The sequence below is a fragment of the Vogesella perlucida genome (genome assembly GCF_979366545.1).
The window spans coordinates 201,278-215,865 of record NZ_CEETRO010000001.1; the positions used below are offsets into that span (position 1 = coordinate 201,278).

A 14,588-nucleotide genomic window follows, 5' to 3' on the forward strand; every position below is an offset into this window, starting at 1 on the left:
ATATAGCAGGCAGCGCGCTAGCTCGGGCTCATCGCCGGGGCCTTGCTCTGCAAGGCACGCCCCTGCACCGGCACGGTGGCATCCTGCTGCACCGGCTCCGGGTCTACGCTAAGCCAGCGCTTCATGCTCAAGCCGCCTGTGACCGTGGCCGTGGCCGCATCCTTGCACGACAAGCACACTGGCTTGCCGGTGCGCTCGCGAATCGCCGCATCCACCCTGGCGCCATGCAGCACTTTGGCGTTGTCACGCTGCCACTCCAGCAGCGTATTGGCCAGGTGGCGGTAGGACGGGTCTTTCATGCCGTAGATATCACGGTAGGCGGTAAGCCACAGCTCGCCGGCTTCGTCTTCGTTCAGCACCAGCGGCTGGTAGGCAATGGTCACCTGTGCACCGTTGCTCACCCAATCGGCCAGCGCCAGCGCGTTTTCGTTCTTCAGGCGCACACAGCCATGGCTACGCACCCCCGGCACGCTGCCGGGCTGGTTGGTGCCATGAAAGCCCAGGCCCAGGCGCGGCTCGCCAAAACGGATGAACACCTTGCCCAGCGGGTTTTCCGGCCCCGGAGGCACCTCGGTTTTTACCGGCTGGCCTTTTTTGGCCATTTCAGCCTGGATGGACTTGGGTACATGCCAGGTCGGGTCGCGGTGTATGCCATTGATGGTGTAACTACCCGTGGGGGTACGCGTGATCTGCTTGCCCACCGCTACCGGGTAGCTGCGCAGCAAAACACCATCCTGGTACAACAACACGCGGGTTTGCGGCAGGTTTACCACCAGATGCTGGCCAACAGGGGCAATCTCGACATCCGGTTCCGGGGTAGAAGCCCATACAGTGCTACTGATTAAGGCAAAGAGGGCAAGGCTGGGCTTGAGTGTCAATTTGGTACTTTGAACAGGTTGCAATAGCGAGGATGGTAGCAGATGCGGCGCAGTTTGTTGCAATGCCATGCGGCCAACCTGGCACCGTGCGTTTTGCTGTGGTTTCTGCGACAATTGCGGCCTTTGCCAACGCATTTTGACTTTAAAAAACAATGACTCAACAGCAACAAATCGCCCAGATCGAATCCCTGGACCATGAAGGACGTGGTGTTGCCCACGTCGAAGGCAAGACAATATTTATCGAAGGCGCGCTGCCTTACGAGGTAGTTACTTACAGCAGCTTCCGTAAAAAACCCAGCTACGAGAACGCTGTAGCCGTGGATGTGTTGAAAGATAGCTACATGCGCACCCAGCCATCCTGTCCGCACTATGGCGTATGCGGTGGCTGCTCCATGCAGCACGTCGAGTTCACCGCCCAGGTCGCCATCAAGCAGCGCGTGCTGGAAGACAACCTGGCCCGCATCGGCAAGGTACGCCCGCAAGTGGTGATGACCCCTATCGCCGGCCCGGCCTGGGGCTACCGCCACCGCGCCCGCCTGTCCGCCCGCCTGGTAGAGAAAAAAGGCGGCGTGCTGGTCGGCTTCCATGAAAAGCGCTCCAGCTTCATCGCTGACATGAACGAGTGCCACATTCTGCCCAAGCACATCTCGGCGCTGATCACACCGCTGCGCCAGATGATCATCAAGCTGTCCATCAACAACCGCATGCCACAAGTAGAAGTGGCCGTGGGCTCGGACGTGGATATCCTGGTGTTCCGCAATATGGACGCCATTACCGACGCCGACTTCGCCATCCTGAAAGGCTTCTCCGACCAATACAGCCAACCCGGCCGCCCGCTGCAAATGTGGCTGCAGCCCAAAGGCCCGGAAACCTGCTACCCCATCTACCCGCTGGACGCACCACGCCTGACCTACCGCCTGGCAGATTTCAACGTGGAAATGCCGTACTACCCCACCGAGTTCACCCAGGTAAACCCGGACATCAACAACGTGATGGTCGCCCGCGCCCTGCGCCTGCTGGACCCGCAAGCCGGCGAGCGCATTGCCGACATGTTCTGCGGCATCGGCAACTTCACCCTGCCCATCGCCCGTAGCGGCGCCACCGTACACGGCATGGAAGGTAGCCAGGCGCTGGTAAAACGCGCGGTCGAAAACGCCACCCACAACGGCCTGCAGCACAAGGTAAGCTACGAAATGGCCAACCTGTTCGACGTAACCGAAGAATCGCTGGCATCGCTGGGCAAGTTCGACAAAATGCTGATCGACCCGCCCCGCGACGGCGCCATCCAGCTGGTCAAAGCCTTTACCGAGGAAACGGCCCCGCAGCGACTGGTCTACGTATCGTGCAACCCGTCCACCCTGGCCCGTGACGCCGGCATCCTGGTACACACCAAGGGCTACACGCTGAAATCGGCCGGTATCGTGAACATGTTCCCGCACACCGGCCACGTGGAGTCCATCGCCTGGTTCGAAAAAACCAGCCCGTGCAAGACCCATGCCGAAGTAGCGGAAATGGAAGCCCGCGAAGAAGCCGAGCGCGATGCCGCCCGTGCCATCGCCATTGCCGCCCGCGAAGTGCGCGAAACCCAGCTGGCCGAGCTGCGTGCCATCGAAAAGGCCGAAAAGCAGGCCGCCAAAGCCGCCCGCACCGCCGAGTTCCAGGCCCGCACTGCGGCCAACGCGGAAAAGCGCGCCGCTTTCGAAGCCCGCCAGGCTGGTAGTGATGCGGGTAGCGAGCAGGCGGAGTAAGCACCAAAACGGCAGCTAAACGCGAAAGCCAAAAACCGAGGACAGCACCGGTCACACCGGTGGCTGTCCTTTTTGTTGGCTGCTTCAGCTCATCACTGACAGGTCCTTTGCCTGATTGGGCAAGGGTTTGCGGGGGAAGCATTACCCCATCGTTCGCCATAGTCTTTCAGCTACGGACAAGCCCCTTGGCCTTTGCGGGCGAGGGTTTGAGGTCGTGGGATCGCCCGCAAGTACCCCGACTACCGGCACAGCACTTCTCGCGAGGTGAGCCATGGCTGTCAGATTGACGGATGGCGGCATCCAGAAACGCCCCTTTGCCAGCTAATGGCAACGAACCACCGTCGACTGAACCACAAACAGATGCACACACCACACCCCAACTTTGACTTGCCGCCAGGCCACCATGCCCGCGAGGGCTAATCCACGACCAGCTCGCGCCAGCTAACCCGCTTGACGGTACGATTACCGCTGCCCAGGGTATTACACTCGATGGTACCGCCTGCACCCGTATTGCATAGCGCCTGCTTGGCACCGGGCAACATCACCCTCAGTGTCCCGCCATAGTTCACGCCCGTAGACAGAGACTGCCGGTTGTACTTGGTATCACTACTTGTGACTTTGCCATCACCGTTCGTATCCATCAGCAGCATGTCCGGTGCAGCCCCACTGGCCAGGCTGACAATGGTACGGAACGATGCCTCCCCCCCGGCTGCACATTCTTGCCGCAATCGGATGCTGTCTATCACCACCAGATCATTTTTTTTCATGCTCAGGTAAAACGGTGAGGAGACGACTTGCTCATTCAATGTAAGCGGGAAATACCAGCCTTTCTGGCTGCTGGATGGGGTGCCGCTACTGGTTCGCGAGAAGCCCGAGTCCGCCGAGGGCATGGCCAAAGCCAGCAAGTCCAGGGGGGTACCGACTATCGCGTTGTTGTCGTACACACCATAAATGGCTTGACCGTCGGCGGCACGGTCGATTTCGGCGTAGTTGATGCCAGTGCCGAACACCACCACTTTTTGCCCGCCAGCCGTTTTCATCAGCACCGGTGCTGCCGTAATGGGCTGCCGCTCGCCTGGAGTCACACCGTTTATCCTGTGTGCGGTAAACAGGGGCTTGCCACCCAGTGCCACCGCCCAGCTTGCAGGGTTGGCCGCACTGATGTCGAACTTCCATACCTGGCCATTGAGGTCACCGGCGTACAGGTAGTCGGCCGTACCATTACCGTCGTCATCGTAAGTGCTGACATCGGTGATGCCATTGGGCGAATACAGCGGCGGATTATCAGCACTAACCGTCAGCTTGAAATAGTTGCGACCCTGCTGCCAAGATTCGCCAGGCGCCGTGTCCAGCATCAGCAAGAAAACACCGGCATTGCCAGCGGCCTGGTTGATGCCGTTACCCAATACGGCAGCCCACTTTCCATTATTCAGCTTGACCAGTTTGGGCAGAGTCATCATATTGCCCAGCGAACTATCGTTGGCCGAAGAGAACTCCCAGCGCACGCTTCGCTCATCCATGCTGCCGGGGTTGGTCACATCGATGGCGTAGATACTGCTGCTGCCATTGCCTTCGCTAGTGGTAATACCACGGCCAGAAGAGCCAATCAGCAAGGTTTTGGCAACATTACCCAGGCAGACATCCTTGATAACAGGGCTACCATCGTGCAGGCGCAAATACTCATAGTTTTTTGAAGCCAGGCTTGCGGCCTGCGGATAAACCGCCGAGGGCATGAAGGCAAACAGTTCTTTACCTTTATCTGCTACGTCTTTGTCACCGTAATTGAAGATATGCAAAAAGCCATCATTTGCCGGCACCGCGTAAATGGAAGGCCTATTTTTGGTATCGCCTGAAAAAGCGCCACAAGCAGCGGGGTCTACCGGGGCCCCGCCAAAAGCTACCTTGGCCAGCTCAATCGGCCCAAGGCGATAGCTACGCGCCCGGTAGGCCTTGGTACCGTTATTACCCGCATTCGTGTTATCGCCACGCAGGTAAGCCAAGCCATTGGCATCCAGCTTGATCTGGCTTTGCAGATAACTGCTGCCACTGTCAAAAGCAATGCCACTACGCTTGGTCTGATCGTAAGCGTAGATTTTGCGAGTCTCTGCGGTGCTCCCGAGCTGGCTTTCCAGCGTCAACTTGGTACTCCAGTCAAGTGTCAGCGCACTCGAGTTGAGCACATTATTGTTGAGGGTAACCTTATAGACCTCAATATCACCGTACCAGTCCGCCCCTGCCGTACCACTATTACTGGAAGGCCGCTCAAACGTGGTTCTAAACAGGTGGCTACCGGTATTCACCACATTACTACCGGCCGAGGTAGCCAATCCGGACAGTGATGGTTTGACGGCCAGCGCAGCGTAACGGAACGCACGATTCAGTGCCAGCGCCAAGGCTTCGGGGTTATTGGCAGGGGCATAATTATCCGGCACGCCATCCGGAAAAGCATCAATCGCTTGCAAGTCAGTCGACCACTCCGGCTTTCTATCTGGCGTCTTGCTGCCGTTACTGTCATCAAAGCTCCCCCAACGGGCTGCCAGATAAAACGAATTACATACCTCGGCCGTTTTGGGATTCATCTCGCAGTTCGGTGGTGTATACCAGCCACCTTCCACCGTATCAATCATGAAAGACTTGACACGTTGCGGACCTGATTTATCACTACGAATATCAACGACATTACCCCAGTACGCCAGTGCTGCCAGATAGCCCGGCGAGTTGGAGGAACCGATGCGATTTGACCAACCGGCACGCACCGTCGATAACAGACTGCTAACATTCAGATCTTGATCATCTGTCGGGACGCGCGGTGTGCCCCAAGAGGAACCAGGCAGGTCGATATCTGCATGCACGTTGGTATCGCCAATGTAGATAATAAAACTATTCTGGTCTGAACTTTTTAACGGATCATCCCAATCGGTTATGACTGGAAAGCTGTCTTTCTGGCGGTCATCGCTGATATTCGAATAAGCGGCATAATTACCCTTATTGCGCAGGTAGCGCTGGGCTGAGTAATAGAGCTCTGCTGCCGGGTCGTAAGATTTATAGCCATTCTCACCAAAACTATTCAAATAGTTCACAACGCCACTATTCTTGATCTGGCCGCCACTGGCGTTGCTATTAATGACCTGGGTATTACTGGCATCTGTAGCGTCGGGATTAGCGTAGAAGATGCCGGTTTTCGGATTCCACTCTTGACCAAGCGTGACAACATTACCTGAATTCGTAGTAACCGTCTGATTACAGCCAGGGTACTTAAGCCGGGCTCTCATCACACCACCATCACGGTTATAGTCATTATCCAGCAGATAACTGAAAACACCTACCCGCATGGTTTTGGCGTACTTCTGAATCAAACCCTCTGGCTTATAAACGGTTTTGCCACCAGATACCGGATAAGCCTTGCAAGTATGGGGTACACCCAAAGCAATCTCTTTATTACACACCTCGACAGCCATGGAAAAACTCTGCTCACCCCCTTGATTATAATGCACTTTAAAACCAAAAAAATCAGAAACAGCAGCATCACGCCGAAAAAGCAGAACACCGCCATCATAAGGTGAGTACTTAGCCAGATCAGGGCTGCTAAACTTCTTGGCGACCTCATCATTCATGTAGTAATTATTCGGACACCGACCATCTCCATCAGGATCGGATCTTTTACTCCCAGATCGGCATAGCTTCTCACCGGCATAACCTGACCTGGCCTGACGAAGCACTGTTTTACTTTCAGTATCAATCGATCGATAACCTCCAGTCATTAAAAGCCTGAATATATCAATCGCGCTCGCCGTTGCCCAATTCAATAGATTACCAGCCCACTTTCGCTGACACTCGCCTTGCTCATTGACCTTTGCCACTGCATAAAAGTACCCGAGCTCACGGCTATATTCATAACAAAGATTATTATTAAAGTAACCAATATATTTTACGTTAGGGGTAAATACTTTATCGCTTGGTCGAGCGCTATTTGGCTGATACGCCCAGCCTGCTGTTGGAAACTCAATCGATAAGGCTAGCAGTACGTTAGGGCCATCGGTATCGCCCGTACCGGCCAACGGTGAAGGCGCAACGGGAACCAAGGCGTGACCAGACGAGGCAAGCAGTGTGCTTAGCAGCAACAGGCAAGGTAACAGTGAACGGGGCACGAGAACTCCAACAGAAGAAACCGACAGACCTTAGTCGTTCCGCATATACTACTCGATAAATCATTCTATTGAAAATGGTAGTCTTTTTGCATTTTTAATGCCAATAGCTAGCCACAACACAACACGCAGCAGCTTGCCGACGACGCCATCCCCCTAAAGACAAAAAAGCCACCGCAATCATGAGATGCGGTGGCTTTATCGGTGCAGTAAGTGGCGGTGTTTGCGCGCTAATACTAGTCCTGTATCAGCTCGCGCCAGCTTACCCGGCTGACTACCCGGCTGGATGAGCCCAGCGGGTTGCATTCGATGGTGCCGCTCACGCCGGTGTTACACAGCACCAGCTTGTTTTTGTTACCACCAAGGGTCACCAGCAGCGATCCGCCGTAGTTCACGCCCGTGGAAAGCGACTGCCGGTTGACTCGGCTATCGCGGCTGGTCACGCGGCCATCACCATCGGTATCCATCATGGGCTTGTCTGGCGCGGCGCCATTACTGAGGCTGACAATGGTACGGAACGATGCCTCGCCAGCGGTGGAGCATTCCTGGCGCAGGCGGATGCTGTCTACCACCACCATATCGCTTTTCAGTACCGACATATAAAACGGCGACGACACGACCTGTTCGTTGGTCGTCAGCGGGATGTACCAGCCCTTCTGGTTGGCCGCCATGCTGCTGGTAGAAGTGCGCGAATAGCCGGAATCCGACGGCGGCGTGGCGTGCGCCAGCAGGCTGCGCGGGTCGCCTACCGCGGAGCCATTATCGTAAATGCCGTAGATGGCATGGCCGGTAGAGGCGCGGTCTTGCTCGTCGTAGTTGATGCCGGTTCCAAACACCACCACCTTCTGCCCACCTGTTGTCTTCATCAGCACCGGGGCGGCGGTAATGGGCTGGCGGCTCCCCAGGGTGCTACCGCTCATGGTGTAGGCGGTAAAGAGCGGAGAACCACTCAAAGCCACATTCCAGCTGGCTGGCGAGGCGGCGCGGATATCGAACTTCCATACATGACCGTTCAGGTCGCCAGCGTACAGGTAGTCCACGGTGCCATTGCCATCGTCATCATAGGTGCTGACATCGGTAATGCCGTTAGGCGCATACAGCGGGGTGGTAGAGGGGGTGACCGTGAGCTTGAAGTAGTTGTCGTTCAGCACCCAGGCTTGCCCGGCGGGCTTGTCCAGCATCAGCAGGAAGACCCCGGCATTGCTGGCGGTCTGGTTTATGCCGTTACCCAGCACGGCTGCCCAGCGACCGTTATTGAGCTTAACCAGCTTGGGCAGGGTCATCATGTTACCCAGCGTGCTGTCGTTGGCCGAGGAAAACTCCCAGCGCACGCTTGATGCATTCATGCTGCCAGGGTTGGTGACATCGATCGCGTAGATGCTGCTACTACCGTAGCCGTCTGCCTTGGTAATACCACGGCCGGAGGAGCCAATCAGCAGCGTTGCCGCCTGGTTATTCAGGCACACATCCTTGATCACCGGGCTGCCATCGTGCAGGCGTACATACTCGTAGTCTTTTGCGGCCAACTTGGCTGCCTGCGGGTAAACCGACGAGGGCATAAAGGCAAACAGCTCTTTACCTTTGTCTGCCGCAGCTTTGTCACCATAGTTGAAGATATGCAAGAAGCCGTCGTTAGCCGGTACGGCATAGATGGATGGCCTGGCTTTGGCAGAGACCGAGAAAGTACCGCAGCCTGTGATGTCGGTAGGCGCAGGACCAAAGGCGACTTTGGCCAGCTCGATGGGCCCCAGCCGGGCACTGCGCGCGCGGTATGCCTTGCTGCCATTATTGCCCGCATTGGTGTTGTCGCCCATCAGATAGGCCAGGCCGTTGGCATTCAGCCCGATCGCACTTTGCAGATAACTGCTGCCGCTGCTAAAGCTGATACCGCTTTCAGTGGTCTTGTTATAGGCATAGATATTACGGCCACTGGCGGTGGTGCCCAGCTGCGCTTCCAGCTTGGCTTTGGTGCTCCAGTCCAGCGACAGGGCATTGGTATTCAACACATTATTGGTGAGCGTTACCTTGTAGGCTTCTACATCGCCATACCAGTCGGCGCTGTCGGTAGACGAGCGTTCGAAAGTGGTGCGGAACAGGTGGCTGCCGTTGTTGACGTTATTGCTACCGGACGACACCGCCAGGCCGGACAGCGACGGTTTCACCGCCAAAGCGGCGTAGCTGAAGGCGCGGTTCAGCGCTTTCACCAGGGCTTCCGGGTTGTTGGCGGGCGCGTAGTTGTCTGGCACACCGTTGGGAAAAGCGCTAATGGTTTGCAGGTCGCTGGACCATTCCGACTTCACATTGGGTGTCTTGCTGCCATCGTTGTCTTCGAAACCACCCCACTTGGCCGCCAAGTAAAAAGAGTTGGTCGCTTCGGTCTTATAGGAGCCGCTTTCCACCACGTCGATCATGAATGCTTTGACATGCTGATCGCCGGATTTGTCGCTACGGATGTCAAACATATTGCCCCAGTAGGCCAATGCGGCAATATAGCCAGGGGAGTTGGTAGCGCCGATATTGTCGGTACCACCGCCACGCACGGTATTCAGCAGGGTGCTGACATTCAGGTCAGTATCATCGCTGGGCTTTCTTGGCGTGCCCCAGCTTGAACCTGGCAAGTCCACATCGCCGTGTACGTTGACATCCCCCAGGTAGATGATGAAGTTGTTCTGATCCGAATTCTTGAGCGGGTCATCCCAGTCGGTAATGACCGGAAAACTGTCTTTCTGGTTATTGCTGGTGGTGTTGGTGTAAGCGCTGACATTGCCCTTGTTGCGCAAATAGCGTTGGGCCGCGTAATACAGTTCAGCGGCCGGGTCGTAGGTTTTGTAGCCGCCTTCACCAAAGCGGTTCAGGTAGTTCACCACGCCACTGTTGCTGACACTGCTGTTGGTCGCATCAGTGGGGTCGGGGTTGGTGTAGAAAGCACCGGTTTTCGGGTCCCACTCGCGCCCTAGCTCGATGGTATTACCACCGTTGGTGGTCACGGTCTGATAGCAACCCGGGTATTTCAGCCGCGCACGCAACACGCCACCATCACGGTCGTAGCTGTTATCCAGCAGATAACTGAACACCCCTACCCGCATGGTTTTGGCGTACTTCTGGATCAGGCCTTCCGGCTTGTAATCCACCACCCCGGTGGACGGCGTGTACAGCGTGCAGTTACTGCCCATGTCAAAACTGCTGGACTGCACACAGGCGCGTACGTTCAGGTCGTAAAGCGTGGTGTCACTGAACGATTGCCAGTTAAAACCACTCCAGCGCTGGTAGCTGCGCGTCAGGTTCATCGAGTACGGGTTGGCGCTGGGTCGCACCAGCGTGGCACTCGCATTCTGAATATACGACGAAGTGCTGCTATGGCCAGACAACAGCGGCAGATAACCGCGAAAATCGCCGTAGTTGCGCGAGGCATCGCCGTAACCATGCCGGGAAAAACGCAAAATCGTCTTGCCGGTGAGTTCTTTCACCCGGTAACCACCAGTCAGGGTTTTGCGGAAGATATCGGTCGCCGTGCCCGCGGCCCAGTTCAGGAAGTTGCCCGACCAGTAGCCATCGTTGCACGTGCGATAGGTACTGTTGTTGACCTGGCTTACCGGGTTGAAATAGTTCACCCCCGCCGCGCTGTCGTTGGTGACGTAGCTGTAGCACAAGCCAGCGTCAAAATAGCCCAGATACTCGTTGGTGGTGGTGTAACCAGTCTGGTAGGCCCAGCCAGCGGTGGGGAACTCGATAGACAGCGCCAACAACACATTGGGGCCATCGGTATCACCCGTACCGGCCAAAGGGGAAGTACTGGCCGGTACCAGTGCTTGTACCGGTGCCGTTACGGTAACAGCCAGCGAGATGAGTGCCACAAGGCGGGACGACATGCGCAACACGGCGACTCCTGCTAATAATATAGGTGCATTTTTATCTTCATCTATATGATAGTCGATAAGATAACTTATGAAAATGCAACTTATCTATCCGCCCAATCCACCAAATATTCCATTGAGCTAAAGTCTTATATATCCAGTCTTTAGTACAGACACCAATACCAACCACAATAACAACACGGTTTTTACAGACGCCAGATAAAATTAATTTACAATTAATCCGAGATAATTTCCCGCCAACTCACCCTGCGTACCGTACGCCCTACAGGTTCGATAACCGGCCCACCGGTGCCGCCATTGGTATTGGCCAACAAGGTCGAGTTGCTAATCGCCGTGCGCCCCAAAGCCCCCTGCAGGCGCAGGCCCACCACATCAAAAGCGTCGGCCTGCTTGCTTGCCAGTGCCGCATCAAGCTGAGAATGCACAAAACGCGGCCGCGTGAACGGGCCGCCATTCTGGTAGTTCAGCCGCAAAATATAGCTGGCATCGTTGGCCGCACCACACACTTTGCTACCCACGGCAGACGGAATATACGTTTGCACCTCCAGACGCTTGCGGTCGTAACGCAAGTGGCCCACTACCCGCTCGCCCTCTGCAGGTAGATCGATAAACCAGCCTAGCCAATAGCTGCTGTTTTTTACCCGCTCGGTCTGGGGCAAGCCAAATGAAGGAAAAGCATAAGTGCCGCCAGGCCCGGCCAACTGACTGCGTGGGGTCACCCCGGCCATACAAGGCGTGTCATAGAGGGTTTGCGGCGGGTACACCAAGGCACGCTTGGTCACCTTGCGGAAGGTGCCATCCGCGGTGTTGGGAATACTGGCGTTGCTCAGCTCTTGCTGCTGCAACTCCTTGCGCTGGCACACCTGGCCACCGTAATCCCAGATGCCGTATATGGAGTCAACACTGTCTTCGCCAACACATTGCGCGCCGGCCTGATCGCAGGCATCCAGAAAGCGCCCGGTTCCCACATAGACCATCACCCCGGGGCGAGTGGCAGTGACCGGCACGGGTTTGCCGTCAGGGTGCGGGGCAAGCACCGGGGCAGATACGATAGGCTGCGGTAAATTATTCGGACCCAGCGCTTTGTACAGCGGCTGCCCTGCCAGCCCTACTTTCCAGTACAGCGGGTCCTTACTGCTCAGATCGAACTTCCACACATTACCTTTCAGATCACCGGCATAGACCAAGTCTACCGTACCGTTTTCGTCCATGTCGTACGGTGTAATCGCGGACAGCCCGTTACCCGGCAACAAACTGGCACTGAGCCGCCAGTAGTTGAAACCTGGCAACCACACGTGAGTCGGGTTGCTGACAGGCAAGACAAACAGATGCGCCCCGCCTAGCAGGCTGTTGTAACCATTCGGAGCCAGCACATAGTCCTTGCCGTCATTGAGTCGGGCAATGCGCGGAGCTGACTGGTACAGTTTGCCAAGATATGGATCGTTCAGTTGACTGAACTCCCACAGTAGCGGGCGGGCATTGGCTAGCGTGCTTTCCAGGATATTCTGCGGCTCGGTCACGTCCAGCAAAAACAGGCTTTCCCCACCACGACCCTGGCTGCCCGCCAGCAAAGTACGATATTCATTGCCTATCTGCGCCTCTGCCGTACTGAGCTGACCATCCATCAGATACTGGTGTTTGGCGCCGTAATCGGCATCAGCCAGGCTGGCCAAGCGGCCCAGTACCGCTGACGGGATATAGGCAAAGCGTTCGTCGCCGGTGGCCACGTCAAATGCGTGCAGCATGCCATCGTTGGCCGCAACGTATACCATGGCTGGCCGTAACTGATGCAAGGGTAACTTGTCCGATGGTTTACCTACATACAAGGGGCTGGAGTCGATGATGTCGCCAAGTAATGCAGTACGCTTGCGGTATTTCAAACCGGCAGGACTCTCATTGCTACGCCCGCCACGCAAGTAGTCCACCATAGACGGGTTCAGCCCATTCACGGCCAGTTTAACCACCCCGAGACCGGTAGCAGTGAACGGCAGCGTGCCGGCACCGTTCAGGGTACTGGTAAAGATTTGGCGGTTGCCATTCAGCGCTAAGCGTTCGCTGGCACGCCATTTGGGCGGATTCACAATGAAGTAACCCTTGCCCAAACGGGCCAGGCCATAGGCATCCAACTGCCCGTACCAGCCATTGGCGGAAAACTGCCCCTGAAAATACAGGCTGGCAGCGGTATAAGCCGCACCGCTTACCGCACCGGCACTGTGGCTGGACACACTATTGTCGATATCCTTGAAAGCATCTATCAAGCCAAGACGTAGCTGCTCCGGGTCTTCTGCAGAAATGAAGCTGCCACGGCTATTAATGGTGGCATGCCACAGATCATCCATCTTGGCGGCGCCGCTGCCAAACGGGTCCGGCCATCTAAGCGCACCACTGCTCAGGGCTGGCAGATCGGTTTTGGGGTCCAGCAGACCGTGCTTGCCCAGCGTTAAACCTATGGTGGTCATGTGTTGCTGGGTTTGCGGGTTGCTTTCTTTGGCCGGCACCAGGTTAGCCAGCGAGGAAAGGTCGGTCTTCCAGTAATACATCGCGACGTCAGCCAGCGTATCGGCGACCGTATCGGCGTAAGGGGCACCGGCATCACTGTCGACATTCCCCATCGACCAGCCTGCTTCAGCATTCCAGCTACCATCGGTGGTCATCAGCGCAAAAGCACGGCGACACTCGATACCATCTTGCCAGTATTCATCACGGTATTTGTTTCCGGCCCATCGCAACGCTCCCCGCAATGGGGTTCCATTCAGGCTGATGGGCAAAGCCAATAGGCGGTCAAAAAAAGTCTGCCGATTGCTACCGGAAAAGTTACCACTTTGCGGTACCAGAAACTCATAGCTGCTGGTGCCGCGCAGATTGATGCTGGCCAAGCCTATGCGGTAAGCCGTGCCTAGGTCGGCAAACGCATGGCTACTGGCTGCCTTGAAGGCCAGAAAACGGGAGCGGTAATACTGGAACCAGTTGGCAAAGTTGATCTGTTCCTCTGCTATGGTGCGGCGTATCTTGCCATCCGCCCAAGATAGCTCGGCCCCGGCATTGATCTCGGTGCCATTGGGCAATTTGCGCTTGTACAGCGTGTTGCCGCGCATCTGGTAGCGGGTATAACTACTGGCAAGATTTGGGTTACCCGATGGCCCGGCGTCGTAAACATAGAATGTCATCGGGTAATAACCCACCCCGGTAAGCTGGGACACACTGCGGCTAGCGGCGGCCTGACGATAATCGCTGGCCGTCGAGCTGAACCAGTGCACGGTAGGCTGCCCTGCTGCGGTACTGGTATTCAATACTGTCAGGTCGAGGCTGCCGCTGCTCTTACGGGCCGGGTTCCAGTACACCTTGCGCGGGTTGGCATTTTGCAATGGCTCATCGACACCAAAGGGCAGGCCATTACTGTCCAGCCAGGGGCGATAAATTCTGGCCGGGTCGTAGTAAACACTGTTATTACGGCTAGATCGCAAGTAAATACTATAGATGTTGTTATCAGCAAAACTGGGCAGTGCCATGTAAATCTGATACCAATCATACTTACCACCATAGGCTGTACTTAAATCGGGGGTGGTATAGTAAAGCGACGCACCATAAGTATCATCCGGCAGCGGAAACAGCCAGCCATGAAAAACATTGGTCACTCCCTCATCCGGCATGATGTCCCACATCATCGAGCCAGAATCATCCAGCAAATACAGCACATTGGGCTCTACCACCTGGCCGGCTCCCAACGGTGTCGCCGGTATGGTGAGCGCCAGCGCGCCCCCCGCCAACCATAAACATACCCCCATGAAGGCGCTACGCAGCCACCACGCCACATTTATCAATAAACGCATGCCAGCCCTTTCCTGCGCCAGGCATGGCAAATAAGCACCAAACAGCCTGACATATTACAGACCAGCCTATTCATATCGAAAGCAAAATCGATATAAAAGGCAGCCACGGTAT

At 56.1% G+C, this 14,588-nt stretch carries 5 protein-coding genes; 1 reads left to right on the forward strand and 4 read right to left on the reverse strand.

All coding sequences use genetic code 11. The annotated features are described in order from the left end of the window. Positions 1–17 precede the first annotated feature (17 nt). Positions 18–878 (reverse strand): L,D-transpeptidase family protein, encoded by an 861-nt coding sequence (locus ACZ9XP_RS01045; protein ID WP_240803386.1) that lies wholly within the window; start codon positions 876–878, stop codon positions 18–20. A 152-nt stretch (positions 879–1,030) separates the two neighbouring features. On the opposite strand from ACZ9XP_RS01045, the gene rlmD reads away from it, so the two are divergent. Further along, entirely contained in the window at positions 1,031–2,626 is a 1,596-nt protein-coding gene (rlmD, locus tag ACZ9XP_RS01050) for a 23S rRNA (uracil(1939)-C(5))-methyltransferase RlmD (protein ID WP_147683767.1), read from the forward strand. Positions 2,627–3,042: 416 nt separating this feature from the next. Here rlmD and ACZ9XP_RS01055 read toward each other — a convergent pair whose 3' ends face one another. The 3 genes from ACZ9XP_RS01055 to ACZ9XP_RS01065 form a co-directional block, all read right to left on the reverse strand. Further along, entirely contained in the window at positions 3,043–6,774 is a 3,732-nt protein-coding gene (locus ACZ9XP_RS01055; RefSeq protein WP_465187867.1) for a pilus assembly protein, read from the reverse strand. A gap of 233 nt (positions 6,775–7,007) precedes the next feature. Beyond that, positions 7,008–10,640: a PilC/PilY family type IV pilus protein gene (locus tag ACZ9XP_RS01060; protein WP_147683771.1), complete on the reverse strand. Its 3,633-nt coding sequence runs from the start codon at positions 10,638–10,640 to the stop codon at positions 7,008–7,010. A 221-nt stretch (positions 10,641–10,861) separates the two neighbouring features. Continuing rightward, a complete protein-coding gene (locus tag ACZ9XP_RS01065) occupies positions 10,862–14,476 on the reverse strand; it encodes a PilC/PilY family type IV pilus protein (RefSeq protein WP_147683773.1) in 3,615 nt (1,204 codons plus the stop codon). Positions 14,477–14,588 lie beyond the last annotated feature (112 nt).